The sequence below is a fragment of the Streptomyces sp. V3I8 genome, assembly GCF_030817535.1.
Taxonomy (GTDB): domain Bacteria; phylum Actinomycetota; class Actinomycetes; order Streptomycetales; family Streptomycetaceae; genus Streptomyces.
Genome location: NZ_JAUSZL010000002.1, coordinates 5,752,171 through 5,777,933, shown reverse-complemented (window position 1 = coordinate 5,777,933; position 25,763 = coordinate 5,752,171). Strand labels below are relative to the sequence as shown.

Here is a 25,763-nt window from a genome sequence, read left to right as displayed (position 1 = left end):
GACACGTCCGCCCGGGACCGGCTGCGCCGCCGCCCGGGGCCGGGAGCTACAGCCTGGGCTGGGCACTGGCCGCCAGCGACCCGCACAGCGCCGTGGCACTGCCCGTGGCGAACGGGTCGGTGCCGGCCGGCCCGCCCGCCCTGGCCGTCTCGCCCGCCAGGAGCGGGCGCAGCCGGTTCGTGGCGTCCTCGGCGCAGGCCAGCGGCCCGGCCTGGAGGTAGGAGACGACGAGCTCGGTCTGGTGCATGCGCAGGTCGTCGCGGTCGAACCGGAAGTGCAGCTCGCGCCGCACGGTGAACAGCGAGGCCTCGGCCTTCTCGTCCGTGCCGGTCGGCCGCAGCGCGTAGACGAAGGTGTGGTCGGAGCTGACCTCCAGGGTGTCGGAGTCCGTCTCGGCGGCGGTCAGCGTGCCCTGCACCCGGATCCTGGCGTCGGCCAGCTCGCTGCGCGCCGGGTCGAAGCGCACCAGCCAGCCGGTGGGCGCGTGCCGCCCGTCCGCGGTGGGGTGCTGGAAGCTCTGGTCGAACTGGTCGAGCTGCTGCGGGTCGAGCAGTATCCGCACCGGCCGGTCGGCGCCGCCGGTGAGGACGTCCGGGTCGAGCGAGGACTCGACGAGGTAGTCCTTCGCCGTGGTCAGCGCGGTGACGACCTGGCTGTCGGAGAAGTGCGCGGTGCGCCGGGAGGCGGGCAGGGTGATGCCCTCGGCGCCCGTGCGGAACTGGTCGGCGGGGCTGTGCGCGTACAGGGCGTCCACATCGGCCGTGCCGGGCACCCGGCTCTGCGGCGCGAGCGGGATCACGGTCATCCGCAGCGGTTCGGGGTGCTTGGCGACGGGGGTCTGGTACGGATGGCGGACGCCCATGTAGATCGCCGTGCCGAAGGCCACGGTGATCAGGACGATGAGGACCAGCGCCTGCCGGGACAGCAGGCCGCGGCGCACCGGGGGGCGGCGGCGGACGGCCGGGGTGTGGTCGCCGATGCGCTCCCGCGCGGAGAATTCCTGGAGGCGGGCAGCGCGGACGAACGATTCGTCGAAGACGACGGATCGGTACTCCTCCTCGCCACCGCCGGGAGCACCTTCTGACGTTCCCTCAGGTGGCTCTCCAGGACCGTCCATACTTTCAGAGTAGGTCTCCCGGACCTCAGGTAAACGCCCGGCCGCAGGACAAGTTCTGACAGGCCCTCACCGGAATTCGCCACAAGGTGCCGAACCAGCCGTGACGGCGCCGTCACGGAGTGCGGGGCACCGCCGGGACGGCCGGCCGGGAGTAGTCGGCGGAGACCGAGGGCCCCACGCCGCCGCCCTGCTCGAGACCGGTGGAGGCGGGCGCCGGAACGTGGTCCCGGCTGCTCGACGAGGCGCCCCGGTAGACCGCCGCGAAGGCCAGCGCGACCATGCCGACACCCATCACGAGGGCGAGCATCCAGGCCACCGGCCGGTGCCAGCGGGCCTGCTTCCCGTACATGCCGGGGTGGGTGCGGCCGCCGTGCAGGACATCCCGGTCGTCCAGGTCGTCCAGGTCCGGGTCGTGGCCGAAACCGCCGGGGCCGAAACCGTCCTCGTAGTACTCGTCGTCCCCGTGCAGGCCCCGGGCCCGTCCCCGGCGCGCTTCGGCCTCGGAGGCCTCCGCTCTCGCCTGTGCGGCGGCCAGGAGGCGTTCGACGGCGGTCGGTTCGTGGAGCGTGGCCGCCTTGACGAAGGACTCGTCGAAGACCACGGAGGCGAACTCTTCGTCCGCACCCCCGCGGTCGCGGTCGTCGTCGGGCTCCCAGCCGTCAGGGAACGGCGCGCCCCCCACGTCCTCCGGCACGGTTCCAGGGTAGACCGGGGTGGTCGATTTGGGCAGACCGTACGGAAATTCTCCCGCCTGCCGAGACGGTCAGCGCCGGATGTGCCCGTCGCCCGTGACGATGTACTTGGTGCTCGTCAGCTCCGGCAGTCCCATCGGTCCCCGCGCGTGCAGCTTCTGCGTGGAGATCCCGATCTCGGCGCCGAACCCGAACTGGCCGCCGTCGGTGAAGCGGGTGGACGCGTTCACGGCCACCGTCGTCGAATCCACCAGCTGGGTGAAGCGGCGGGCCGCCTGCTGCGAGGTGGTGACGATCGCCTCGGTGTGCCCGGAGGTCCACAGCCGGATGTGGTCGACGGCCCGCTCCAGCGAGTCGACGACGGCCGCCGCGATGTCGTACGACAGGTACTCGGTCTCCCAGTCCTCGGTCGTCGCCTCGACGACCGTGGCCTCGGAGTCCTTCGCGTACGCGAGGACGCGCTCGTCGCCGTGCACCGTGACGCCGGCCTCCGCGAGGGCGTCGAGGGCGCGCGGCAGGAACCGGGACGCGATGTCCTGGTGGACGAGGAGCGTCTCGGCGGAGTTGCAGACGCTGGGCCGCTGCGCCTTGGAGTTGATCAGGATGTCGATCGCCATGTCGAGGTCGGCCTGCGCGTCGACGTACACGTGGCAGTTGCCGGTGCCCGTCTCGATGACCGGGACGGTGGACTCCTGGACGACCGTGCGGATCAGCGAGGCGCCGCCGCGCGGGATGAGCACGTCGACCAGGCCCCGGGCGCGCATCAGCTCCCGCACCGACTCACGGCTGTCGCCCGGCACGAGCTGGACGGCGTCGGCGGGCAGGCCCGAGCCGCCGACGGCGTCGCGCAGGACACGCACGAGGGCCGAGTTGGACTCGTACGCCGAGGACGAGCCGCGCAGCAGCACCGCGTTGCCGGACTTCAGGCACAGGGCGGCCGCGTCGACCGTCACGTTCGGGCGGGCCTCGTAGATGATGCCGACGACGCCGAGGGGGACCCGGACCTGGCGCAGGTCGATGCCGTTCGGGAGGGTCGAGCCGCGGACGACCTCGCCGACCGGGTCGGGCAGCGCCACCACGTCCCGTACGTCGGAGGCGATCGCGCGGATCCGCTCGGGCGTGAGCGTGAGCCGGTCGATGACGGTCTCGCTGGTGCCGGCCTCGCGGGCGCGGGCGGTGTCCTTGGCGTTGGCCTCAACGATCTCGCTCGTACGGACCTCGAGGGCGTCCGCGATCGCGAGCAGCGCGTCGTCCTTCTCGGCCCGCGGCAGCGGAGCGAGGTCGGCGGCGGCGCTTTTGGCCCGGTAGGCGGCCCGGGTGACCGGGGACATCGAGTCGTACGGCGAGAGCGTGGTCATAACCGGCAGGGTAGTGCGCCCGCGAGAGGTGTTCAGCCGTTGTCCCACAACGCGAGACAGGTCCCGAAATGGCCGCAGAAAGCGTGTCCCGGCGGCCCGGTGCCGGTGGCTCGGAAGTGGTGGTTCGCACCCGGAGGCCTAGAACGGATGTACGCCTACGGGGGTGGCGGGCAACGGCCCGTACCCCTCCGCGATCCGCTGGTGGTAGGTCTCGCGGTCGATGACCTCCAGGCCGACGATCTCCCACGGCGGCAGCTTCGCGGTCTGGCGGTGCTCGCCCCACAGCCGCAGCGCGACCGCGGCCGCGTCGTGCAGGTCGCGGGCCTCCTCCCAGTACCGGATCTCCGCGTGGTCGTTGGCGTACCGGCTGGTCAGCAGGAAGGGGTGGTCGTGGGCGAGCTGCTCCAGACCGCGCCTGACCTCTTTCAGCGGGGCCTCGCCGCCCGAGACGCTCAGCGTGACGTGCCACAGCCGCGGCAGGTCCTGGGGCTCCTCGGCCTCGTACGTGTCACCGGCCGCGACGCTGGTGAGCGTCCGCTCCTCGCCGGCCGCGCGGGGGCTTGCGACACCGCGGGACACAGCCGCCCCAGGGCGCACTCGTCTCACGACGGCCTCCTTTACGCAATGGGTCCGCTCGGACTCAGGGGGGTCTCCCTGAGACAAAGTTGAGCAGGTGGGAAGGCGCCGCGTGGCACTTTTACCGAAGGTCCACCTCCGGACCGGGGCTTTGTCCGGCGTTCCGCCCTGTTTTCGGCCGGGCTCGGGTACCCGGCCACCGCCGTGACCGGGCAGGGCTCCTCCGGCACAGGCGCACCACCGGGCGTACGCCGGCGTGGGCGCCCGCGCGCCTCATGGGTGCAGCAGCACCAGGTCGTCGCGGTGGACGACCTCGCGTTCGTACGCGGGGCCCAGTTCGCGGGCCAGTTCGTGCGTGGAGCGCCCGATCAGCTGGGGGATCTCCTTGGCGTCGAAGTTGACCAGGCCCCGGGCGACCGCCCGCCCCGTAGCGTCCCGCAGTTCGACGGGGTCGCCCGCGCCGAACTCGCCCTCGACGGCGGCGATGCCGGCCGGCAGCAGGGACGTACGGCGCTCGACGACCGCGCGCACCGCGCCGTCGTCCAGGACGAGGGCGCCCTGCGGGGTGGACGCGTGCTGGAGCCACAGCAGGCGGTCGGCGGAGCGGCGGCCGGTGGCGTGGAAGTACGTGCCGGTGTCGCGCCCCGCGAGGGCGTCCGCGGCGTGCACCGCGCTCGTGAGCACCACCGGGATGCCGGCCGCGGCCGCGATCCGGGCCGCCTCGACCTTGGTGACCATGCCGCCGGTACCGACACCCGCCCGGCCCGCGCTGCCGATGTCGACGTGGGCGAGGTCGGCCGGGGTGTGCACGTCCGCTATCCGCGAGGTGCCGGGCCTGCCGGGGTCGCCGTCGTAGACGCCGTCCACGTCGGAGAGGAGCACCAGCAGGTCCGCGCGGACGAGATGGGCGACGAGGGCCGCGAGGCGGTCGTTGTCGCCGAAGCGGATCTCGTCCGTGGCGACGGTGTCGTTCTCGTTGACGACCGGCAGGGCGCCCATCGCGAGGAGCTTGTCGAGGGTGCGCGAGGCGTTGCGGTGGTGGGCGCGGCGGCTCATGTCGTCCGAGGTGAGCAGCACCTGGCCGACGCGGATGCCGTAGCGGGCGAAGGAGGCGGTGTAGCGGGCGACGAGGAGTCCCTGGCCGACGCTGGCGGCGGCCTGCTGGCGGGCGAGGTCCTTGGGGCGGCGGCGCAGGCCCAGCGGGGCGAGGCCGGCGGCGATGGCGCCGGACGAGACGAGGACGACCTCGTGCGCGCCCTTGCCGCGGCTCTTGGCCAGCACGTCGACGAGGGCGTCCACCCGGTCGGCGTCGAGGCCGCCGGACGCGGTGGTCAGGGACGAGGAACCCACCTTGACGACGATCCTGCGGGCTTCCACCACGGCTTGCCTGCTTGCCCCTGACACGCTGTACCCCTATGTTCCGACCTGCCCGGTCCGTGCAATCTACGTGACGGTGGGTGGTCGCCGCCTTCGCGTTCCGAGTGGCGGACGCGGCGTGGACGCGCAGTGGCGGATCCATGGAGAACGGAAGAGGGGCCGTACGGGCTTTCGTCGTTTTAAACCCAAATCCGGTGATAGTTCTCACGCAAGATTGCTAGGCGGCCCGCAGAAGTCATACGGTCAGGGATCGGCCTCTTCCGTACGAGCCTCCAGGGAGGTACGGCGAGGTCCGACCTCCGCGCTTCCCCCCATCCGCCGCATCCCTCGCAGGAGCCCATTCCGTGCCCTCCGCCGGACTTGCCACCCGCCGCATCGTGCAACTGTTCGCACTGTTCTCGATGTTCGCGCTCTTCACGGCTCAGATCGTCTCCGCTCTGCTGCCGAACGTCCCGGTGTTCATCGTCGCGAGCGCCGCGGGCCTGGCCCTCGACGTGCTGCTGCAGTACCGGGACCCCGGGCTGCTCTCGCTGCTCGGCAAGGTCCGCTTCGACGCCACGGTCCGGCAGCTGCTGCGCGACATGATCATCCTGGTGGGGCTCCTGCGGATCGACGGGATCAGCCCGACGCACGAGCAGGCACCGCTGATGGTCGGGCTCTGCGTCTTCTACGCCCTGCACTTCGCCTGCCAGGCCGCCGCCGTCATGGTCCGCCGCACCCGCACGCTGCCGATCGTCACCCGGAACATCGACGCGTCCGCGCTGCGCCTGAGCGCCGCGCCGCCGCGCATACTGGCCCGCCGCCCCGGCCACCGGCTGCTCAGCTTCTCCGTGCCGACCACGGTGGGCCTGATGGTCACCGCGGCCACCGAGGACGCCCTGTTCGGCGCCGTCGGCCTCGGGATCGGCCTCGTGCTGATCGGCGGCGGCACGGCGTACCTCGCCACCTGGCTGCTGCCGAAGAAGCGCGCCCTGGGCGAGCAGCAGGTCATGGAGTGGCTGGACGCGTGGCTGGCCGACTACCGGCCGACCGTGGCCATGTACTTCTCCGGCGGCACGACCTCCGCGTACCAGGCGAACATGTGGCTCTCCACGGTCTCCGCCGTCGACGCGAAGCCGCTGATCGTGCTGCGCGAGCGGTTCATGGTGCAGAAGATCGACGCCACCGACGTGCCGGTCATCTGCTTCCCGAAGGTCGCGACGATGTTCTCGCTGGAGAACTCGACGCTGAAGATGATGCTGCACCCGGCGAACGCCGCGAAGACCTCGCAGGTCCTGCGCATCCCCACGGTCAAGCACGCCTTCATCAACCACGGCGAGAGCGACAAGCTGTCCTCCTGCAACCCGTACGCGAAGGCGTACGACCAGGTGTGGGTGGCCGGTCCCGCGGCCCGCGAGCGGTACGCGCTGGCCGAGGTCGGCGTCGAGGACAAGGACATCGTGGAGGTCGGCCGCCCGCAGCTCGCGCCGATCCGCCCGTACTCGGGAGCGCCGACGGGCGCGTTCACGAACGTGCTGTACGCCCCCACCTGGGAGGGCTGGGACGGCAACCCCGGCAACACGTCGGTGGTGCTGGCCGGCGAGAACATCGTGCGGCAGCTGCTGGCCGACGACGGTGTGCGGCTCCTCTACAAGCCGCACCCCATGACCGGTTCCGTCGACCCGCGCGCGGGCGCCGCGAACGAGCGCATCAAGGCGATGATCCGCGAGGCCGCCGCCAAGCGGTCGGGGGCCCGGCCGGCCGCCGGTGCGGCCGCCGAACTGGCGCGCCGTACCGCCGAGCTGGACAAGCTGACCTCCACCCACTTCCGTAAGAGCGCCGACGAGATGGAGCGGATGCTGCTCCAGGGCGCGCCCCGGGACGACCGCGAGGCCGCCATCGCCGAGGCCACGCTGGCCTGGGAGAAGGCGTACTGGGCGTCCTTCCCGGAGTGGGAGCACCAGATCGTCACGGAGGCGCGGCCGGCCATCTTCGCCTGCTTCAACCAGGCGGACCTGCTGGTCAGCGATGTCTCCTCGGTCGTCTCCGACTGGCTGTCGAGCGAGAAGCCGTACGCGGTGGCCAACACCTCGGGGATGTCCGAGGCGGCGTTCCGCACGGGGTTCCCGACGGTGTCCGCCGGCGTGGTGCTCACGCCCGGCGCGGAGGGGGTCGCGGCACTGCTGGAGTCGGTGCGCCGCCCTGAGAAGGACCTGTTCACCGCCGCCCGTGCCGCGCTGAAGGAACACCTGCTCGGTCCGTCCGACCCGCCGTCGATGGTCCGCTTCAACGCGGCGATCGAGGCGCTGTGCACGGCGGCCGACGAGCGCCGGGGGCGGATGGAGTCCCGGCTCGCGGCCGAGATTCCCTCACCGCGGTCGGCGGCGGAGGACGCGGCCGAGGAGGCCGCGCAGGATCCCAGCGAGGCGGAGGACGCGGTCAGCGCGTAGCGCTGCCGCGCGGCGAGCGACTTGCCGGTGAGGGCCCGGGAACACTCCCGGGCCCTCACCTTTTCGCTTTTTGCGGGCGCGTGTCCGGCTGCGGCCCGGTGGGGGCCGATCGCGCAGTTCCCCGCGCCCCTTCAGGGGCGCGGCGTACGTACGCGCCTCAGGGTGTCGGCGTCGGCCTCGGCTTGGTGTGGAGGATGTCGCGGGCCTGCTCCGCCGCGCGGGCCGTGCTCTCGGCGACGAAGCCGAGGAAGCGGGCGATGTTCTCCAGCCGGGTGGCCGCGGGCGTACCGGCGCCGAGGACCCCGACGCCCTCGCGCGCGGTGTCGACGACCTGCGTGATGGAACGGGCGCTGGCCATCATGGCCCGGTAGTACACGTCGTCGTCGACGACATAACGCTCACGCCGCCCCTCACCCCGCTCCCGGCGCACGAACCCCTGGCTCTCGAGGAACGCGATCGCCTTGGAGACGGCCGCCGGACTGACCTGGAGCCGCTGGACGAGTTCGGCGGCGGTGAGGCTGCCGGTGTCGGTGAGGATCAGACAGGCCATCACCCTGGCCATCATCGTCGGCATGCCCGACGCGATGATGACGGTGGTGAACACCTCCTCGTACACCCGCACCGCGTCGGCGTCGCGCCCGTAGGGCTGCGGAGGCGTCCGCGGATCCGGGGACGCGGCCGTCCTGCGGCGATGGGCCCGGTGTTCGGTCGCGCGGTGGGCCGCTTCGGCGCGGTACCCGGCCGGGCCGCCGTTGCGCGTCACCTCGCGCGTGATCGTCGAGGTCGGCCGCCCCAGACGGCGGGCGATCTCGGCGTAGGCGAGCCCGTCGGCCAGTCCCAGCGCGATCTGGCGGCGTTCCTGCTGGGTGAGCCTGCCTCCCGGCATCGCGGTCTCCTTCATGGCCTGCGGCGGCCCGTGGTGTCCCGGTGTCGGCCCGGTGGCGGCCGACGCTCCGACCATAGCGTTCACCCTCAACTCATTGCAACAATCCGCAATGAGGGCGTTGCATTTAGCGTGAAGCCATTGCATCAATATACCGGCGTCTAGCTGCGGTGATTAATTTGTGACGCAACAAGTTCGTTGCCAGCACTGTGAATGCAACGTAGCTTTTCCTTCATCGGAAACAGCGGGCCGAAGGGGTCCGCGCCACCGGAGAAGGAGTACGCCGTGCAGAAGTTCGACACCCCCGCCCCCGTCCGGGCCGTCCTCGACATCCCCGCGGGACGCATCCAGATCATCGCCGCCGACCGCACCGACACCACCGTCGAGGTCAGGCCGGCCGACCCCGCCAGGAGCCGTGACGTGGGGACGGCCGAACGGACCGAGGTCACCTACGCCGACGGCGTCCTGCGGATCAGGACCCCGGAAGCGACGAGCCGACTCGTCGGCGCCTCCGGCTCCGTCGAGGTCACCGTCCAGCTGCCCGTGGACTCCCGTGTGCAGGCGAAGGCCGCCGCCGCGGAGTTCCGCGGTGTGGGACGGCTCGGCGAGGTCGCCTTCGACGGCGGCCACGGTTCGGTCAAGCTCGACGAGGCCGCGAGCGCCCGCCTCACCGGCCTCGACGCCGACATCACGGTCGGCCGGCTGAACGGCCCCGCCGAGATCAGCACCCAGCGGGGCGACGTGCGCATCGCCGAAGCCGTACGCGGCGCGCTCACGCTCGACACCCGGCAGGGCAGCATCACCGTCGGCGCCGCCCACGGGGTCTGCGCCGCCCTGGACGCCGGCACCGGCCACGGCCGGATCGACAACTCGCTGAAGAACGCCGACGGGGCCGCCGTCCTGACCATCAGGGCGACCACCGCGCAGGGCGACATCACCGCCCACAGCCTCTGAGGCCCCGCACCCTCCCAAGCCCCGCAGCCCCGCGTCCCCGCAGCCCTGCATCCCCGTAGCCCGTAACGCCCGGAACCCATCGCCCCCAGAAGGAGCTCCCCTCATGACCGACCTGGCCGTCGCGGCGTACGGACTGCGCAAGTCCTACGGCGACAGGACCGTCCTCGACGGCATCGACCTGGCCGTCCCCGAAGGCACGGTCTTCTCCCTGCTCGGCCCGAACGGCGCCGGCAAGACCACCGTTGTCAAGATCCTCTCCACCCTCGTGTCGCCCGACCCGGACTCCGGACGGATCCACGTCGGCGGCCACGACCTCGCCACCCGCGCACAGGCCGCCCGCGCGGCGATCGGTGTCACAGGCCAGTTCTCCGCCGTCGACGGGCTGATCACCGGCGAGGAGAACATGCTCCTCATGGCCGACCTGCATCACCTGCCCAAGACCGAGGGGCGACGCGTCGCCGCCGGGCTCCTCGAACGCTTCGACCTCACCGGGGCCGCGCAGAAACCCGCCTCCACCTACTCCGGCGGCATGAGACGACGCCTCGACATCGCCATGACCCTGGTCGGCGGCCCGCGGATCATCTTCCTCGACGAACCGACCACCGGCCTGGACCCCCGCAGCCGTCACACCATGTGGGGCATCATCCGCGAACTCGTCACCGACGGGGTGACGGTCTTCCTCACCACCCAGTACCTGGAGGAGGCCGACGAACTCGCCGACCGCATCGCCGTGCTCCACGACGGCAGGATCGCCGCCGAGGGCACGGCCGGGGAGCTGAAGCGGCTCGTCCCCGGCGGGCACGTACGGCTGCGCTTCACCGATCCGGCCGCGTACCGGTCGGCCGCCTCCGCGCTGCACGAGGTGACGCGGGACGACGAGGCGCTGGCCCTGCAGCTCCCCAGCGACGGCGGTCAGCGCGACCTGCGCTCGATCCTCGACCGGCTGGACACGGCCGGCATCGAGGCCGACGAGCTCACCGTGCACACCCCGGACCTCGACGACGTCTTCTTCGCCCTCACCGCCACCTCCGTACCGGCCCGGTCCACCGCGGCCACCAGGTCCGCCGCGTCCACCGCGTCCACCGCGTCCGCCCAGCCGAACAAGTCCGAGGAGACCGTCCGATGAGTTCCCTGCCCCTGGCCGTGCGCGACTCCTCCACGATGCTGCGCCGCAACCTCCTGCACGCCCGCCGCTACCCGTCGCTCACCCTGAACCTGCTGCTCACGCCGGTGATGCTGCTCCTGCTGTTCGTCTACATATTCGGCGACACCATGAGCGCGGGCATCGGCGGCGGCGACCGCTCCGCCTACATCGCGTACCTCGTGCCCGGCATCCTGCTGATGACCATCGGCTCCACCGTCATCGGCACCGCCGTCTCGGTCTCCACCGACATGAACGAGGGCATCATCGCCCGCTTCCGCACCATGGCCATCCACCGCAGCTCGATCCTGCTCGGCCATGTCGTGGGCAGCGTCCTGCGGACCGTCGGCAGCGTCGTCCTGGTCGGCGCGGTGGGCGTCGCCATGGGTTTCCGCTCCACCGGTGCCGGCGTCCTGGAATGGCTCGCGGCGTTCGGGCTGCTCGTACTGGTCGCCCTCGCCTTCACCTGGATCGCGGTCGGCATGGGCCTGAGCAGCCCCAACGCCGAGGCGGCCAGCAACAACGCCATGCCGCTGATCCTGCTGCCGCTCGTCTCCAGCGCCTTCGTCCCGCTCGGTTCGATGCCGGGCTGGTTCCGGCCGATCGCCGAGTACCAGCCCTTCACCCCCGCCATCGAGACGCTGCGCGGACTTCTCCTCGGCACCGGGATCGGCAACAACGGCTGGATCGCCCTGGCCTGGTGCCTCGCCCTGACGCTCCTCGGCCACCGCTGGTCCAGGGCCCGGTTCGGCCAGGACCCCGAGTGAGCACCGTGCCCCACCGCACCGGCGGCCTCCCCGCGTCCCCGAAGGGGCGCGGGGAACCGCGCGACGGGCCCCCGCCGGAGCCGCGGTGGATTCCCGCGGCCCGGGACGGTGGCCGTCAGAACGGGTTGAACTCGTCGAACTCCTCGTCCGACTCGTCCCGCTCCGCCTGCTTGTCGCGACGCCGCTGCGAAGCGGGGCGCGGCGCGTCGAAGCGGTGGTCCTCACCACGGCGCCCGAGCATCTCGGCCCCGGCCATCACGGTCGGCTCCCAGTCGAAGACGACCGCATTCTCCTCGGGACCGATCGCGACGCCGTCGCCCGACCGCGCCCCCGCCTTCATCAGCGAGTCCTCGACCCCGAGACGGGCGAGCCGGTCGGCGAGGTACCCGACGGCCTCGTCGTTGCTGAAGTCGGTCTGGCGGACCCACCGCTCCGGCTTCTCGCCCCGTACGCGGTACAGCCCGTCCTCCTCCGGAACCACCGTGAAGCCGGCGTCGTCGACCGCCTTCGGGCGGATGACGATCCGGGTCGCCTCCTCCTTCGGCTTGGCCGCACGCGCCTTCGCGACCAGCTCGGCCAGGGCGAAGGACAGCTCCTTGAGGCCCATGTGGGCCACCGCGGAGATCGCGAAGACCTGGTAGCCGCGGGCCTCGAGGTCCGGGCGGACCATCTCGGCCAGTTCCTTGCCGTCCGGCACGTCGATCTTGTTGAGGACGACCAGCCGCGGCCGGTTCTCCAGCCCGCCGCCGTAGTTCCTCAGCTCCTCCTCGATCGTGTCGAGGTCGGAGAGGGGGTCGCGGTCCGACTCGAGGGTCGCCGTGTCCAGCACGTGGACCAGCACCTCGCAGCGCTCCACGTGCCGCAGGAACTCCAGGCCCAGGCCCTTGCCCTGGCTGGCCCCGGGGATCAGCCCCGGTACGTCGGCGATCGTGTAGACCGTCGAGCCGGCGGTGACGACGCCGAGGTTGGGGACGAGGGTGGTGAACGGGTAGTCGGCGATCTTCGGCTTCGCGGCCGACAGGACCGAGATCAGCGAGGACTTGCCCGCGCTGGGGTAGCCCACCAGCGCCACGTCCGCGACGGTCTTCAGCTCCAGGACGATGTCCTGCATGCCGCCGGGGACACCCAGCAGCGCGAAGCCGGGCGCCTTGCGGCGGGCCGAGGACAGCGCCGCGTTGCCGAGACCGCCCCTGCCGCCCTCCGCGGCCACGTACGTCGTGCCGTGGCCCACCAGGTCCGCCAGCACGTTGCCGGCCTTGTCCTGGACGACCGTGCCGTCCGGCACCGGCAGGATCAGGTCCTGCCCGTCCTTGCCGGACCGGTTGCCGCCCTCGCCGGGCCGGCCGCTGGTGGCCTTGCGGTGCGGGGAGTGGTGGTAGTCGAGGAGCGTGGTGACGGACTGGTCGACGACCAGGATCACGTCACCGCCACGGCCGCCGTTGCCGCCGTCCGGGCCACCGAGGGGCTTGAACTTCTCCCGGTGGACGGAGGCACAGCCGTGACCTCCGCTACCCGCGGCGACGTGCAGCTCGACGCGGTCCACGAAGGTGGTCATGGAATGTGCCTCCAGTTACGTACGGAAATCTCTCATCGATGACCACCGTCCGGTCGTCGGCAGTCGCCGTCGGACAATGATCACTACTCAGTTGAAACACGCGAAAGGCGGACCCGCTTCCCGTACGGGAAGTGAGGTCCGCCTCGCGAAAGATCCGGTCAGGCGACCGGAACGACGTTCACGACCTTGCGGCCACGGTGCGTGCCGAACTCGACCGCACCGGCGGCCAGCGCGAACAGCGTGTCGTCCTTGCCACGGCCGACGCTCGCGCCGGGGTGGAAGTGGGTGCCACGCTGGCGGACCAGGATCTCACCGGCGTTGACGACCTGACCGCCGAAGCGCTTCACGCCGAGCCGCTGAGCATTGGAGTCGCGACCGTTCCGGGTGGACGATGCGCCCTTCTTGTGTGCCATCTCTCCTCAGTCCCTTACTTCGCAGCCGCGGGGATCTCAGTGACCTTGATCGCCGTGTACTGCTGGCGGTGGCCCTGACGACGGCGGTAGCCGGTCTTGTTCTTGTAGCGAAGGATGTCGATCTTGACGCCCTTGTGGTGATCCACGATCTCGGCCTGGACCTTGATCCCGTCCAGCACCCACGGGTCGCTGGTCACGGCGTCGCCGTCGACCACGAGCAGGGTCGAGAGCTCGACGGTGTCGCCGACCTTGCCGGTGGAAATCTTGTCAACCTCAACGATGTCGCCGACAGCAACCTTGTGCTGGCGACCACCGCTGCGCACGATGGCGTACACGCGGATCTCACTCTCACTCGAAATCGGAATCCCCGCAGTCCAGCCGCCGAGGAAGCAGACGGCCTCTCCCGGGGCGCGAGCCACCGGGAGGAAGAGGTTTACGGGAATGCGGTGCGTCTACAAACACACCGATGGGCAAGGTTACGGGGCCCCGTCCCGGGGGTCAAACCGGGCTCCTGCAGCCCCGCGGCCCCTGCCCGGCCGGGCAGGAGAACTACGTGGGCTCGCCGTCCGCCGGCAGCGGCTTCACGCCCTTGCACAGGTCCGTGGTGTCCTTGGTGCCCGGGTAGGCGACCTTGGTCACCCGGTCGAAGTGGATCCTGTACATGTCGTGCACGGCGTCGTCGTCGACCTTCACGATCGACTCGTCGTTCTCGCGCAGCGCGGGGCCGGTGTAGTTGCCGGAGCCGGTGAAGCTGATCTTGTTCCGCACGCCGTCGTACACGCCGTCCACGAGGATGTACTTGGAGTGGATGATGTACGGCGTGACCAGTTTCGCGCCGGGGTTCAATGGGTCCCGGTCGTCGTTGTAGCAGCGCACGGTCGGGCCACCGGAGGTGTGCATCTTCTCCCAGGTGCCCTTCGTGCCGCCGCTGCTCCTGGCGCTGTCCGACTCCGCGTAGACGATGCTCACCGAGCAGCCCGCCTTCTTCAGGTCGACCAGCTTCTCCGCGATGGCCAGCCGCGTGATCTTGAAGATCGCCACCCGGACCTTGGTGGACTGCGTGACGCCCGCGGTGTCCTTGTACCTGCAGGTGACGTTGTTGAGGGTCGAGTACACCGTGTCGGTGGCCCGGGAGTTGCCCGTGCGGGGGAAGAAGTATGCCTTGTAGAGGCCGTTGCTCACCGTGCGGTAGTTCCAGGACTTCCAGTCCCGCGTGACCATCGTGTCGAAGTAGTCCGCGTACGCGTCGTACATCGTCGGGTTGTTCGGCAGCAGCAGCGCGTCGTTGAAGAAGCGCGTGTGCGCGGACGGCGTCGAGTTCGAGGTGGTCTCGACGACCACGTTCGTGGCACCCCGCACCGCCGAGAACAGCCAGAACTTGTTGTGCATGATCGACTGCCCGAACTGCGGGTCGCCCAGGCACGACTTCTTCTTCGGGCAGGTCGCCACGTACGAGCCCTGGGTGCGGTCGGTGCCGAGACCCGAGGCGAGCGTCCCGTACGCGGTGTTGGCCGGGCGGTCGCTGACGCTGGACTCGTCGAGCAGCACCTGCACGCGCACACCGCGGTTCTTGGCGGCGACGAGCGCGTCGACGACGCCGGCCTCCCAGACGTGGTAGACCGCGACCTTGATCGTGGAACCGGGCAGCGCGGAGTCCGTCAGCTCGATCAGCCGCGTACGGATCACGGCCTGCTGGTCGGCGGTGCCGAGCGGGTCGTTGAAGATCGGCCCCTCGGTCCACGTCGGGTTGTCGACGGCCTGCGCCGTCCCCGCCGACGCGACGCCCTGGACGCCCGCCGCGGACAGGACCGTCGCCAGCGCCACGGCCTGGCGGCCGCCCCTGACCGGCTTCACAGCACGGTGCCGCCCGGTGCCCTGCAGGCGCACGCGCGCCATGTGATCCCCTCCCCTGACACGTGCGAGCGTCTCCCCGACGCGCGCCCGCGTGTGCGTATCCATGTGCGTACCAACGATTGCATGAGTTTTACAGGTAAGTGATCGCCTTCCAAGAAGCAGGGGAGGAATGTGACGTCCCCGACGCCCCGAGAAACCGTCTCACGCCCCGTCAAAACGGGCGCCCGAAAGGCCGTTGCGGTAACCGCGCAGGTCGTACGGGTGACGGCGGCGCCTCCTCCTGACGGGCCGGCACCTTCCGGCGGATGCACGGACGCCCCCTCGCCCGGCTGTGAATCAGCCGGGCGAGGGGGCGTCCTCGGTACTACCTGACCCCCGTCAGTCCTCGTCGGTGGAGGCCGTGACGGTGGACGGCGTCAGCTGCTCGGCCGCCGCGGTCTTCTTGGACGTCGACTTCGCGGCCGTCTTGGCGGTCTTCGTCGCCTTCTTGGCCGTGGTCTTCTTGGCAGCCGTCTTCTTGGCGGCCGTCGTCGTCTTCTTCGCGGCGGCCTTCTTCGCCGGCGCCTTCTTGGCCGTCTTGCGGGCCGCCGTCTTCTTGACCGGCGCCTCCCCGCCCTCGCCGGACGACTCCGGCGACGGTTCGGCAGAGGCCTCGGCGGCCTGCGCCGGGGCTTCCGACGGCGTCGACGGGACGACCACGACGGCGGTCTCCGCGGACGAGGTCGGCGCGGTGGCCTTGCGGACCGCACGGCGCCGGGGACGGGCCGGGGCGGCGCTGTCGGCGACGGGCTGCTCCGCCGGGGCGGCGGCCCCGGACGCGGCGTCCTGCTGCACCGCGGACTCGGGCTGGGCCTCGGGCTTCGGTTCGGCGGGCGCGGCCACCGGCTCGGTGACCGTCACGACGGCCTCCTCGGCCGCGGCGGGCGAACCGGCCGGCGCGGACACCTTGCGGGTCGCCCGACGGCGCGTACGGCCCTTGGGAGCCGCGTCGTCGACGGCAGGGGCCTCGGTCTCGGGCTCAGCGGCGACCGGGGCCTCCACCACCGGGTCCTCGGCGGCGGCGGGCGCGGCCTGCGCGACCGCGGCCGGCTCCTGCCGCACGGGCCGCTCGGCCTCCTCCTCCGGCGTCACGGACTGCGCGGCCGGGGCCTCGCCGCGACGCTCGGAGCGGCGGGACTCGGACCTCGGCGCACCCGCGGGAGCGGACGCGCGCCGGCTCGCCCGGCGACGCGAACGCCCGCCACGGGTGGCCGCGGCCTCCGCCTCGGCGGCGCTGCTGTAGAGGTCCTCGTCCGGTACGAACTCGGGCTCGGGGAGCGCGACCGGCTCGGCGGCCTCCGCGGCCACCTCGGCAGCCGTCTCGACGTGCTCGGCCACCTCGTCGGTGTCCGCCTCGTGCTCGTGCGCGTGGTCGTGCTCGTGGGTCTGCTCGGCACCGCCGCGGCCGCGCTTCTTGCGCTTGCCGCCACCACCGCCACCGGCGGAGGTCGGCTGCTCCATGTGCACGATCACGCCACGCCCGTTGCAGTGGACGCAGGTCTCCGAGAACGACTCCAGCAGGCCCTGGCCGACCCGCTTGCGGGTCATCTGGACGAGACCCAGCGAGGTGACCTCGGCCACCTGGTGCTTCGTACGGTCGCGGCCCAGGCACTCCAGGAGGCGCCGCAGCACCAGGTCCCGGTTGGACTCCAGGACCATGTCGATGAAGTCGATGACGACGATGCCGCCGAGGTCGCGCAGCCGCAGCTGGCGCACGATCTCCTCGGCCGCCTCCAGGTTGTTCCTGGTGACCGTCTCCTCGAGGTTGCCGCCCTGACCGGTGAACTTGCCGGTGTTGACGTCGATCACGATCATCGCTTCGGTCTTGTCGATGACCAGCGAACCGCCGCTGGGCAGCCAGACCTTGCGGTCCAGCGCCTTGGCGAGCTGCTCGTCGATCCGGTACGACGCGAAGACGTCGACCTCGGAGGTCCAGCGCGACAGCCGGTTCGCCAGGTCGGGGGCCACGTGCGCGACATAACCGTGGATGGTGTCCCACGCCTCGTCGCCGCTGACGATGACCTTGGTGAAGTCCTCGTTGAAGATGTCGCGCACGACCCGGACGGTCATGTCCGGCTCGCCGTACAGCAGCGTCGGTGCGTTCGAGCTGCTGCCGCTCCTCGCCTTCTTCTCGATGTCCTCCCACTGCCCCTGGAGCCGCTCGACGTCGCGGCGCAGCTCGTCCTCGCTCGCGCCCTCGGCGGCGGTGCGCACGATGACGCCCGCGTCGTCGGGGACGATCTTCTTGAGGATGGTCTTCAGACGGGCGCGCTCGGTGTCGGGCAGCTTACGGCTGATGCCGGTCATCGAGCCCTCGGGCACGTAGACCAGGTAGCGGCCGGGGAGCGAGACCTGGCTCGTCAGCCGGGCGCCCTTGTGGCCCATCGGGTCCTTGGTGACCTGCACGAGGACCGACTGGCCGGACTTCAGGGCGCTCTCGATGCGACGGGGGCCGTTGGCCATGCCCAGCGCCTCGAAGTTCACCTCACCGGCGTACAGCACCGCGTTGCGGCCCTTGCCGATGTCGATGAAGGCGGCCTCCATCGACGGCAGCACGTTCTGGACCTTGCCCAGGTAGACGTTGCCGACGTACGAGGTCGACTGCTCCTTGTTGACGTAGTGCTCCACGAGCACGTCGTCCTCGAGGACACCGATCTGGGTGCGCTCGCCGCTCTGGCGGACGACCATCACCCGCTCGACGGCCTCGCGGCGGGCCAGGAACTCGGCCTCGGTGATGATCGGGACGCGCCGGCGGCCCTGCTCGCGCCCTTCGCGGCGGCGCTGCTTCTTGGCCTCGAGACGGGTCGAGCCCTTGATGGACTGCACCTCGTCCGAGCTGTCGTGGGTCCGCTCCTCCTTCTTGCGGGGCTCGCGGACCTTGACGACCGTGCGCTCGGGGTCGCTGTCGCCGGACTCGGCCTCGCCGGAGGAGTCACCGGCGCGGCGGCGACGGCGACGGCGGCGACGGCTGCTGCTGGAGCCGCCGCCGTCCTCGTGCTCGTCCTCGGCGTCCGTGTCGTCCTCTTCGGCCTGCTCGCCCTGTTCGGCGGTGTCCTCGGCGTCGGCGGCGGACCGGGCGGGCTGCTCGTCGCTCTCGGCCTGCTCCCCGGCGAAGTCGTCGTCGGCGTCGGCGGACTCGCCCCGGCGGCGGCGACGGCCACCGCGGCGGCGACGGCGGCGCGAACCGCCCTCCTCGCCGTCCTCGCCGTCGGCGGCGTCCTCGGCGGACTCCTCCTCGACGGGCTCCTCGTCGGCCGGCTCCTCGACCTCGGGGGCACGCTCCACGGGGGCGCGCTCGGCCGGGGCGGCGGGCTCCTCGGCCCTGCCGCGGCGACGGCGACGGCGCGGACCGCCGGTCTCCTCCTCGGCGGCCACGGGGGCGGTCTCCTGGACCTGCTCCGTGACCTGCTCCGTGACGTCCTCGGTCTCCTCGGCCGCCTCGGCAGCGGCGGCGGCCGCGGCGCGCTCCGGCGTCTGGAACATCGGCTCGGTGAAGACGGGGGCCTGGAAGACGGCGACCGCGGGGCGCGCGGGGCGCCGGGCCGACTCCTCGCCGGTCCTGCGCGGCGCGGGCGCGGAGAAGCCTCCGGCCGCCTTGCGGGTGGCCCGGCGGCGGGCGCGGCGCGGGGTGGCGTCCTCGGCGTCGGCGGGGGTCTCGGTCTCGGCGGACCGGTCGTTCCTGGCAGCGGCCACGGGGGCCTCCCTGCGCTCGTCGCGAGCGACGGCCTCGGCGGGCTCGGTCGCGGAGGGGGTCTCGGCGCGCGCGGTCCTCGACCGGGCGGCGCGGCGAGTGGGCTCGGCGGCGGCCTCGGCGGGCGCCGCCTCGGTGCCCTCGGTCTCCGCCTGCGGCGTACCGGCGGGTGCGGTGGCGCGGCGCGTCGCACGACGGCGCGCACGCGGGGCGGGAGCGGCCTCGGCGGCTGTCTCCGTGTCCGCCTCGACGGCCGGAGTCTCCTCGGCGGCCGGGGCGGTGACCGGGGTCTCCTCGGCCGCGGGTGTCTCGGCGGTCACCGCGGCGGCCTCGGTGCCGGCCGTCTGCGGCGCACCCGAGGGCGCGGTGGCCCGGCGCGTCGCACGACGGCGCGCACGCGGGGCGGGAGCGGCCTCGGCGGCCGGTGTCTCCTCCGTCGCGGGCTGCGCGGTGGCCGGGGCCTCGGCGGCCTCGTCGCTCTGCGCGGCAGCGGTGGGCACGGCGTCGTCCGCCGGGGCCGTGTCCGCCGGGGCCTGCGGCGCGCCCGCGGGAGCGGACGCGCGGCGGGTGGCGCGACGGCGTGCACGCGGGGCGGGGGCGGTATCGGCCGCCGCGTCCGTCGTCTCCTGGGTCTGCGGTGCCTCGTCCACGACGGAGTCGGAGTCAAGGCCGGAGTCGGAGGAGGTCGCGGCTGCCGTGGCCGGCGCCGTGGTCTCCGCCACGGCGGCGCCCTCGGCGTTCGCCGAGGGGGGTCCCGCGGGGCGGGAGGCGGCGCGGCGCCGCCGGCGCGGCGGCAGCGTGTCGCTGGGGGTGTCGTCTCGGCCCGTCGAGGAATCGGTGGGCTCGGTGGGTTCGGTCGGCTCGAGCATGCGGGTGGATCTCCCGTCAGGCTCCCGGGCGCCGCGGATCCGGTGACGTCCGCGGCTCGCGCGTTGCGCGGTGCCGCCGTCCGGGGCGCGGGCGCCGCACGGGAGCTCTCTGTGTCCTGTCTCGCCGGTTCCGTACGCCCTGTGTGCGCACGGCCTGGCGAAAGTCTTGTGGTCGGTGCGCTGCCCGACCCAGGTGGCTCCCGGATACGAGGGCGGCGCTTCGACGTACGTCCCTACGCGGGACCTTCCTTACGCCGACGCCTTCGCGGCGGCAACTGCGGTGTCCCCGGACGGAGCCGGAGAGGATGCTGCTGCCTCGCGGTCGGGCGCGAGCGGGTCGGTCACCGTGCCGGTCTCTTCATCGAACAGCCCCTGCGCCAGCCTGGTCACCGCTGCGGGGACCGGCGGCGCCAGGTCGGCCACGGCTCGAAGACCGGACAGGACGTCGTCAGGTCGAACGGCAGGCGTCACGTGCCGAACAACCAGCCGCAGTATCGCACAAGCCTGGTCGGTCGGCCTATCAGCCTGTGGTCCGGACGCCTCCGACGGCGTGCCGGACCGCATGCCGAGCGCCTCCAGGCTCGCGACGGCGCCGCGGGCGTCGAAGGTGCGGATGCCGTTCTTCGCCTTGCGCCGGACCTCGACGCTCTCGGCCGCCGTGAAGACGTCGACCGCGCGCTCCGCGTCCTCGGGGGACACGCCGTCGAGGCGCAGTTCCCACACGGACGCGGTGAGCCGGTCGGCGAGACCCGGGGTACGGGCCTCCACGGCGTCGATGATGTCGAGCCCGACGGGCATCGACTCGTCGAGGAGCAGGCGCAGCTTCTCGGGATCGCGCGCGTCGGTGAGCGCGATCTCCAGGTACTCGGCCTCACTGCCCGTGCCGGTGGGTGCGGCATTGGCGTACGACACCTTCGGGTGCGGCGTGAACCCCGCCGAGTACGCCATGGGCACCTCGGCTCGGCGCAACGCGCGCTCGAAGGCACGCTGGAAGTCACGGTGGCTGGTGAACCGGAGGCGGCCGCGCTTGGTGTAGCGCAGTCGGATGCGCTGCACCGCGGGTGCGGGCGGCGGGCCTTCGGGCTGTCGCTTGCCCAGTGTCGCTCAGTCCTTCGTGAGGTGCGGTCGTACTACTACCTAGAGTACGTGTCCCGGCGGCCGTCGGTTCCCCCCGGGAGCGGCCCGGTGCGCGCTACAGGGGTCCGCCGGGCTTGACCAGGCGCACCGGATCCGGTTCCGCGCGGGGTGCGGGCAGGGGTACGGGCTCGGGCTCGCGCGGCGCCCCGAAGAGCATGCGGCGGACGTCCGCCCGGGTCTGCCGGGCCGTCTCACGGGCGCTCGCCAGGGCCTGCCGGGTGGCGCGTCCCACACTGCGGGCAGCTTCCGCCGCGGGCCGCCAGAAGATGTCCCGCACCAGATGGCCCACCGGAGTGAACACGCTCCGGTACGCCCAGCGCACCGGCTCGACGAAGATCCACCGCAGGAGTCGCCCGAGGAACCGCCCGACGGCCAGTGACACGTACCCGGCGATCCGCCACGCGTGTCCGAGGGCCTCACCGATCTCCCGCGCGACGACGGCGAGGCCGCGCCCGACCGGGGCGAGCACCCGGCGCCACAGGGCGAGGAGGGGCACGACGAGCGTCCACCACAGCAGGGTCCCGGCGCCCCTGCCGAGCCAGGCGACGACGGCCCAGACCCCCCGTCCCACCCAGGCGAGGGCTGCCCACACTCCCCGCGCGACCCAGGCGACACCGGCCCACATCCCACGGGCGGCCCAGGTGACACCGGCCCACACGCCCCGCCCCATCCAGGCGACGGCGGCCCACACACCCTGCGCGACCCAGGCGACACCGCGGGCGACCCAGGTGACGCCGGCCCACGCTCCCCGCCCCACCCGGGCGACGGCGGCCCACGTCCCACGGGCGATCCACGCGGCACCGGCCCACCCTCCCCGAGCCAGCCAGGCGAGGGCCCGCCCGGCCGGTGCGAGCAACGCGCGGTGGAGCCAACCCGCCGGGGCCAGCACCGCGACCCGCCACAGCCAGGCGCAGCCGGACCCGATTCCCCGCAGCGTCCACACGATCCCGTGCCCGAGAGGCGTCAGCACCCGTGCGTACAGCCACAGCCCGGGGACGACGAGCAGCACGTACCCGAGCCGGCCCAGTACACGCCCCGCCGGCACGACCACGTACCGCCACAGTCCGACCCACGGCCAGACGAACACCAGCTTGGCGAGCCAGGTCAGGGTGTGCCCGACGGCGGCCGCGACGCCTCGCACCAGCCATGCGAGGGCCCGCCCGACGGGCACAAACACCCACTGCAGGGCGCGGCCCAGCGGCCGGAACACCAGGTCCTCGAGGAGCCGGCCCCCCACGACCAGCGCGTCCCAGACCATCCGCACCGGCACGACCAGCACGAAGACCACGATCCGCACCGGGATGCGGACGGCGACGGCGAGGCACCCTTCCGGGGCGGCATCCGGCTGCCGTGCGGGCGCCACGGAGACCGCGGGTGACGTCCCGGACGGTGCGGGCTGCGGCGACTTCTCGAGGTCCATGTCCATCAGGACGCGTCAGCGGCCTGTACGGATGCAGAATCGGAGCATTCCTCCGCGCTCCTCCTCGAACCGTCCTCGAACGGACCGCCGTCGGCCCCGACAGGGTTGGGTGCGCGGATCAGTCGTTCCGGAGCAGGAGGTCGGCGAGTTCCCCGGGGTTGGTGATCATGCAGTCGTGGCCGCTCCGCAGCTCGTGGACGCGAGACGGTTCGCCGTTGGGCTGGGTCCGCGGGACGGGCCGCCGGGTGACGCCCGCCGGCTCGTCGCCGACGCACAGGATGTGCGTCCTCGGGATCAGGGCCTGCGCGGGGTCGTCCAGTTCGACCGGCTGCTGGAAGCAGAGCACCGACTCGTCCGTGAGCATGGCCTTGAGCCAGGCGATGTCGTCGGGGTCGGTGACACCGAACAGGCCGAACGGCGCGGGGAGTTCCGGCAGCGGCGGAATGCGCCAGGGCTCGGGGGTGGCCGCGACGGCGTCGATCATGACCTGTGTGACGGGCATGACGTCGATGGCGTTCTCACCGTGCACCGGCACCATCGCGTCGAGATACACCAGGCGCGAGACGCGGTCCGGGATCCGGTTCGCCACACCGGAGACGACCATCCCCGCGTAGCTGTGCCCGACGAGCACGACGTCGCTCAGATCCTGGTCGAGGACGAGGCCGACGACGTCGTCGACGTGGGTGGTGAGCCCGACCCCGGGGCCGAGCAGAGGGGCCTTGTCACCGTGGCCGGTGAGGGAGGGGGTGAGGACACGGTGGCCGCCGGCGGTGAGCAGCGCGGCGACGCGGCTCCAGACCCGGCCGTCGTGCCAGGCGCCGTGGACGAGGACATAGGTGTGCTGCGTGGGCATGGCTCATCCCGAGAGGTGCGAGGGGGTCTGCTGACAGGTGCGGCTGCGCGCGTGCACGCGACACGTGCGATACGTGCGATACGTGCGTGCGTACGCGCGTCCCGGTTGGGCGCCGCACGTCTTCGACACTAGGGAGCCGTCAGGTACCGAAAGGTACCCTTCGGTCCATGAGCCTGCGCCCCGGGACGGTCTTCCTCGCCGACTGCCCCGCCAGGCTGGCCATCGAGATCATTTCCAGCAAGTGGGCCGTGGTCACGCTGTTCGCGCTGAGCGACGGTCCGCTGCGCCACGGCGAACTGGTCGAACTGATCGGCGGGGTCTCACGCAAGGTGCTGACGCAGACGCTGCGCCGGCTGCAGGCCCACGGGCTCGTCGAGCGGCGGGTGTTCGCGGAGGCGCCCCCACGGGTGGAGTACGCCCTGACCGAACTCGGCGGCACACTCAGGGAACCCATCGCCGCCCTGACCGTCTGGGCACGCTCCAACGGCGAGGCGGTCGTCACGTTCCACGAGGCCGCCGAGACGGCCGAGACCGCCGAGACCACTGAGACCGCCGGGACGACCGACGGGCCCTGAAAAGCCGCGGGACGGCAGCGCCGCTTTCTCGCTGCCGTCCCGCCGGGTCCCGCGCGCCGCATCACGACGCCCGCTCACCTCAGTGGACGTGCCCGCCCGCCACCGGCGTCTTCACCGTCAGCGGCAGCAACTTCTTACCCGTCGGACCGACCTGGATCTCGGTCTGCATGGCCGGGCACACGCCGCAGTCGAAACAAGGCGTCCAGCGGCAGTCGTCGACCTCCGTCTCGTCGAGCGCGTCCTGCCAGTCCTCCCAGAGCCAGTCCTTGTCGAGGCCGGAGTCCAGGTGGTCCCAGGGGAGGACCTCCTCGTACGTCTTCTCGCGTGTCGTGTACCAGTCGACGTCCACGCCGAAGGCGGGGAGCGTCTTGTCGGCGCAGCGCATCCAGCGGTCGTACGAGAAGTGCTCGCGCCAGCCGTCGAAGCGGCCGCCGTCCTCGTAGACGGCGCGGATGACGGAGCCGATGCGGCGGTCGCCGCGGGAGAGCAGGCCCTCGACGATGCCGGGCTTGCCGTCGTGGTAGCGGAAGCCGATGGAGCGGCCGTACTTCTTGTCGCCGCGGATCTTGTCGCGGAGCTTCGTCAGGCGGGCGTCCGTCTCCTCGGCGGAGAGCTGCGGCGCCCACTGGAAGGGGGTGTGGGGCTTGGGGACGAAGCCCCCGATGGACACCGTGCAGCGGATGTCGTTCTGGCCGGAGACCTTGCGGCCCTCGGCGATCACGTTCATCGCCATGTCCGCGATCTGCAGGACGTCCTCGTCCGTCTCGGTGGGCAGGCCGCACATGAAGTACAGCTTCACCTGGCGCCAGCCGTTGCCGTACGCCGTCGAGACGGTCCGGATCAGGTCCTCCTCCGAGACCATCTTGTTGATGACCTTGCGCATGCGCTCGGAGCCGCCCTCGGGGGCGAAGGTCAGTCCGGAGCGGCGGCCGTTGCGGGTCAGCTCGTTCGCCAGGTCCACGTTGAACGCGTCGACCCGGGTGGAGGGCAGCGACAGGCCGACCTTGTCCTCCTCGTAGCGGTCCGCGAGGCCCTTGGCGATGTCGGCGATCTCCGAGTGGTCCGCCGAGGAGAGGGAGAGCAGGCCGACCTCCTCGAAGCCGGTGGCCTTCAGGCCCTTGTCGACCATGTCGCCGATGCCGGTGATGGAGCGCTCACGGACCGGGCGGGTGATCATGCCCGCCTGGCAGAAGCGGCAGCCGCGGGTGCAGCCGCGGAAGATCTCCACCGACATGCGCTCGTGGACCGTCTCCGCGAGCGGCACGAGGGGCTGCTTCGGGTAGGGCCACTCGTCCAGGTCCATGACCGTGTGCTTGGACACGCGCCACGGGACACCCGACCTGTTGGGTACGACGCGGGCGATACGGCCGTCCGCGAGGTACTCGACGTCGTAGAACGCCGGGATGTAGACCGCGCCCGTCTTCGCGAGGCGCAGGAGGACCTCCTCGCGGCCGCCCGGCCGGCCCTCGGCCTTCCAGGCGCGGATGATGTCCGTCATGTCGAGCACGGCCTGCTCGCCGTCGCCGATGATCGCCGCGTCGATGAAGTCGGCGATCGGCTCGGGGTTGAAGGCGGCGTGTCCGCCGGCCAGGACGATCGGGTCGTCGAGGCCGCGGTCCTTCGACTCCAGCGGGATGCCGGCCAGGTCGAGCGCCGTCAGCATGTTCGTGTAGCCCAGCTCCGTGGAGAAGGACAGGCCGAACACGTCGAAGGCCTTCACCGGGCGGTGGGCGTCCACCGTGAACTGCGGGACGCCGTGCTCGCGCATCAGGGCCTCGAGGTCCGGCCAGACGCTGTAGGTGCGCTCGGCGAGCACGCCCTCGCGCTCGTTGAGGACCTCGTAGAGGATCATGACGCCCTGGTTGGGCAGCCCGACCTCGTACGCGTCCGGGTACATCAGCGCCCAGCGGACGTCGCAGTCCTCCCAGGGCTTGACCGTGGAGTTGAGCTCTCCGCCGACGTACTGGATCGGCTTCTGCACATGCGGGAGCAGAGCTTCGAGCTGTGGGAAGACCGACACAGCGGATTCGGCAGGCATCTCGCGAACCTTCGTGAGCTGACAA

At 72.0% G+C, this 25,763-nt stretch carries 20 protein-coding genes; 5 read left to right on the top strand and 15 right to left on the bottom strand.

The window, feature by feature from the left end; genetic code table 11:
* Window positions 1-46 precede the first annotated feature (46 nt).
* The 5 genes from QFZ75_RS25645 to proB all read right to left on the bottom strand — a co-directional run bounded on the left by QFZ75_RS25645 (window position 47) and on the right by proB (window position 5,123).
* Complete coding sequence (locus QFZ75_RS25645; RefSeq protein ID WP_307540504.1) at window positions 47-1,117, bottom strand: hypothetical protein; 1,071 nt, start codon at window positions 1,115-1,117, stop codon at window positions 47-49.
* Window positions 1,118-1,229: 112 nt separating this feature from the next.
* Complete coding sequence (locus QFZ75_RS25640) at window positions 1,230-1,811, bottom strand: hypothetical protein (RefSeq protein WP_307540503.1); 582 nt, start codon at window positions 1,809-1,811, stop codon at window positions 1,230-1,232.
* Between the two features lie 69 nt (window positions 1,812-1,880).
* Window positions 1,881-3,167 carry a glutamate-5-semialdehyde dehydrogenase gene (locus QFZ75_RS25635; RefSeq protein WP_307540501.1) on the bottom strand — a complete coding sequence of 429 codons (1,287 nt, stop codon included), beginning with the start codon at window positions 3,165-3,167 and terminating at the stop codon, window positions 1,881-1,883.
* Between the two features lie 138 nt (window positions 3,168-3,305).
* The gene (locus QFZ75_RS25630) at window positions 3,306-3,764 is read right to left on the bottom strand and encodes a hypothetical protein (RefSeq protein WP_307544779.1); all 459 of its coding nucleotides are present in this window, start codon (window positions 3,762-3,764) and stop codon (window positions 3,306-3,308) included.
* A gap of 252 nt (window positions 3,765-4,016) precedes the next feature.
* The gene (proB, locus tag QFZ75_RS25625; protein WP_307540499.1) at window positions 4,017-5,123 is read right to left on the bottom strand and encodes a glutamate 5-kinase; all 1,107 of its coding nucleotides are present in this window, start codon (window positions 5,121-5,123) and stop codon (window positions 4,017-4,019) included.
* Between the two features lie 341 nt (window positions 5,124-5,464).
* Here proB and QFZ75_RS25620 point away from each other — a divergent pair, with 341 nt between their 5' ends.
* Window positions 5,465-7,549: a hypothetical protein gene (locus QFZ75_RS25620; RefSeq protein WP_307540497.1), complete on the top strand. Its 2,085-nt coding sequence runs from the start codon at window positions 5,465-5,467 to the stop codon at window positions 7,547-7,549.
* 157 nt (window positions 7,550-7,706) lie between these two features.
* On the opposite strand, the gene QFZ75_RS41200 is transcribed toward QFZ75_RS25620, so the two are convergent.
* Window positions 7,707-8,435 carry a helix-turn-helix domain-containing protein gene (locus tag QFZ75_RS41200; protein WP_373466062.1) on the bottom strand — a complete coding sequence of 243 codons (729 nt, stop codon included), beginning with the start codon at window positions 8,433-8,435 and terminating at the stop codon, window positions 7,707-7,709.
* A 282-nt stretch (window positions 8,436-8,717) separates the two neighbouring features.
* On the opposite strand from QFZ75_RS41200, the gene QFZ75_RS25605 reads away from it, so the two are divergent.
* The 3 genes from QFZ75_RS25605 (at window position 8,718) to QFZ75_RS25595 (ending at window position 11,294) form a co-directional block, all read left to right on the top strand.
* A complete protein-coding gene (locus tag QFZ75_RS25605; RefSeq protein ID WP_307540495.1) occupies window positions 8,718-9,386 on the top strand; it encodes a DUF4097 family beta strand repeat-containing protein in 669 nt (222 codons plus the stop codon).
* Window positions 9,387-9,489: 103 nt separating this feature from the next.
* Window positions 9,490-10,512 (top strand): ATP-binding cassette domain-containing protein, encoded by a 1,023-nt coding sequence (locus tag QFZ75_RS25600; protein WP_307540493.1) that lies wholly within the window; start codon window positions 9,490-9,492, stop codon window positions 10,510-10,512.
* The gene (locus QFZ75_RS25595; RefSeq protein WP_307540491.1) at window positions 10,509-11,294 is read left to right on the top strand and encodes an ABC transporter permease; all 786 of its coding nucleotides are present in this window, start codon (window positions 10,509-10,511) and stop codon (window positions 11,292-11,294) included. Before QFZ75_RS25600 ends, QFZ75_RS25595 begins: the two co-directional genes overlap by 4 nt.
* Before the next feature lie 115 nt (window positions 11,295-11,409).
* On the opposite strand, the gene obgE is transcribed toward QFZ75_RS25595, so the two are convergent.
* From obgE to QFZ75_RS25555, 8 genes are all read right to left on the bottom strand, one after another.
* Window positions 11,410-12,849, bottom strand: coding sequence for a GTPase ObgE (gene obgE, locus QFZ75_RS25590; protein WP_307540489.1), 1,440 nt, complete (start codon window positions 12,847-12,849; stop codon window positions 11,410-11,412).
* A 158-nt stretch (window positions 12,850-13,007) separates the two neighbouring features.
* Complete coding sequence (gene rpmA, locus QFZ75_RS25585; RefSeq protein WP_307540488.1) at window positions 13,008-13,262, bottom strand: 50S ribosomal protein L27; 255 nt, start codon at window positions 13,260-13,262, stop codon at window positions 13,008-13,010.
* 14 nt (window positions 13,263-13,276) lie between these two features.
* The gene (gene rplU / locus QFZ75_RS25580) at window positions 13,277-13,597 is read right to left on the bottom strand and encodes a 50S ribosomal protein L21 (protein ID WP_307540487.1); all 321 of its coding nucleotides are present in this window, start codon (window positions 13,595-13,597) and stop codon (window positions 13,277-13,279) included.
* Window positions 13,598-13,811: 214 nt separating this feature from the next.
* Entirely contained in the window at window positions 13,812-15,158 is a 1,347-nt protein-coding gene (locus QFZ75_RS25575) for a phospholipase D-like domain-containing protein (protein WP_307540486.1), read from the bottom strand.
* A 336-nt stretch (window positions 15,159-15,494) separates the two neighbouring features.
* Window positions 15,495-19,715 (bottom strand): ribonuclease E/G, encoded by a 4,221-nt coding sequence (locus tag QFZ75_RS25570; protein WP_307540484.1) that lies wholly within the window; start codon window positions 19,713-19,715, stop codon window positions 15,495-15,497.
* 249 nt (window positions 19,716-19,964) lie between these two features.
* Window positions 19,965-20,771 (bottom strand): TIGR03936 family radical SAM-associated protein, encoded by an 807-nt coding sequence (locus QFZ75_RS25565; protein ID WP_307540482.1) that lies wholly within the window; start codon window positions 20,769-20,771, stop codon window positions 19,965-19,967.
* A 136-nt stretch (window positions 20,772-20,907) separates the two neighbouring features.
* Window positions 20,908-22,272, bottom strand: coding sequence for a hypothetical protein (locus QFZ75_RS25560; RefSeq protein ID WP_307540480.1), 1,365 nt, complete (start codon window positions 22,270-22,272; stop codon window positions 20,908-20,910).
* 118 nt (window positions 22,273-22,390) lie between these two features.
* The gene (locus QFZ75_RS25555) at window positions 22,391-23,125 is read right to left on the bottom strand and encodes an alpha/beta fold hydrolase (protein ID WP_307540478.1); all 735 of its coding nucleotides are present in this window, start codon (window positions 23,123-23,125) and stop codon (window positions 22,391-22,393) included.
* Between the two features lie 167 nt (window positions 23,126-23,292).
* Between QFZ75_RS25555 and QFZ75_RS25550 the strand changes: the two genes are divergently transcribed.
* The gene (locus QFZ75_RS25550; RefSeq protein ID WP_307540476.1) at window positions 23,293-23,700 is read left to right on the top strand and encodes a helix-turn-helix domain-containing protein; all 408 of its coding nucleotides are present in this window, start codon (window positions 23,293-23,295) and stop codon (window positions 23,698-23,700) included.
* Window positions 23,701-23,779: 79 nt separating this feature from the next.
* Here the strand turns inward: QFZ75_RS25550 and QFZ75_RS25545 are convergent, their stop codons facing one another.
* Window positions 23,780-25,738 (bottom strand): TIGR03960 family B12-binding radical SAM protein, encoded by a 1,959-nt coding sequence (locus tag QFZ75_RS25545; protein ID WP_307540475.1) that lies wholly within the window; start codon window positions 25,736-25,738, stop codon window positions 23,780-23,782.
* Window positions 25,739-25,763: the final 25 nt, after the last annotated feature.

Excerpts from the sequence above, each read along its gene's own strand:
- QFZ75_RS25645 (WP_307540504.1), bottom strand. The coding sequence starts at position 1,117 with ATGGACGGTCCTGGAGAGCCACCTGAGGGAACGTCAGAAGGTGCTCCC.
- QFZ75_RS25635 (WP_307540501.1), bottom strand. The coding sequence starts at position 3,167 with ATGACCACGCTCTCGCCGTACGACTCGATGTCCCCGGTCACCCGGGCC.
- QFZ75_RS41200 (WP_373466062.1), bottom strand. The coding sequence starts at position 8,435 with ATGCCGGGAGGCAGGCTCACCCAGCAGGAACGCCGCCAGATCGCGCTG.
- QFZ75_RS25600 (WP_307540493.1), top strand. The coding sequence starts at position 9,490 with ATGACCGACCTGGCCGTCGCGGCGTACGGACTGCGCAAGTCCTACGGC.
- QFZ75_RS25595 (WP_307540491.1), top strand. The coding sequence starts at position 10,509 with ATGAGTTCCCTGCCCCTGGCCGTGCGCGACTCCTCCACGATGCTGCGC.
- obgE (WP_307540489.1), bottom strand. The coding sequence starts at position 12,849 with ATGACCACCTTCGTGGACCGCGTCGAGCTGCACGTCGCCGCGGGTAGC.
- rpmA (WP_307540488.1), bottom strand. The coding sequence starts at position 13,262 with ATGGCACACAAGAAGGGCGCATCGTCCACCCGGAACGGTCGCGACTCC.
- QFZ75_RS25575 (WP_307540486.1), bottom strand. The coding sequence starts at position 15,158 with ATGGCGCGCGTGCGCCTGCAGGGCACCGGGCGGCACCGTGCTGTGAAG.
- QFZ75_RS25570 (WP_307540484.1), bottom strand. The coding sequence starts at position 19,715 with ATGCTCGAGCCGACCGAACCCACCGAGCCCACCGATTCCTCGACGGGC.
- QFZ75_RS25560 (WP_307540480.1), bottom strand. The coding sequence starts at position 22,272 with ATGGACCTCGAGAAGTCGCCGCAGCCCGCACCGTCCGGGACGTCACCC.
- QFZ75_RS25555 (WP_307540478.1), bottom strand. The coding sequence starts at position 23,125 with ATGCCCACGCAGCACACCTATGTCCTCGTCCACGGCGCCTGGCACGAC.
- QFZ75_RS25550 (WP_307540476.1), top strand. The coding sequence starts at position 23,293 with ATGAGCCTGCGCCCCGGGACGGTCTTCCTCGCCGACTGCCCCGCCAGG.
- QFZ75_RS25545 (WP_307540475.1), bottom strand. The coding sequence starts at position 25,738 with ATGCCTGCCGAATCCGCTGTGTCGGTCTTCCCACAGCTCGAAGCTCTG.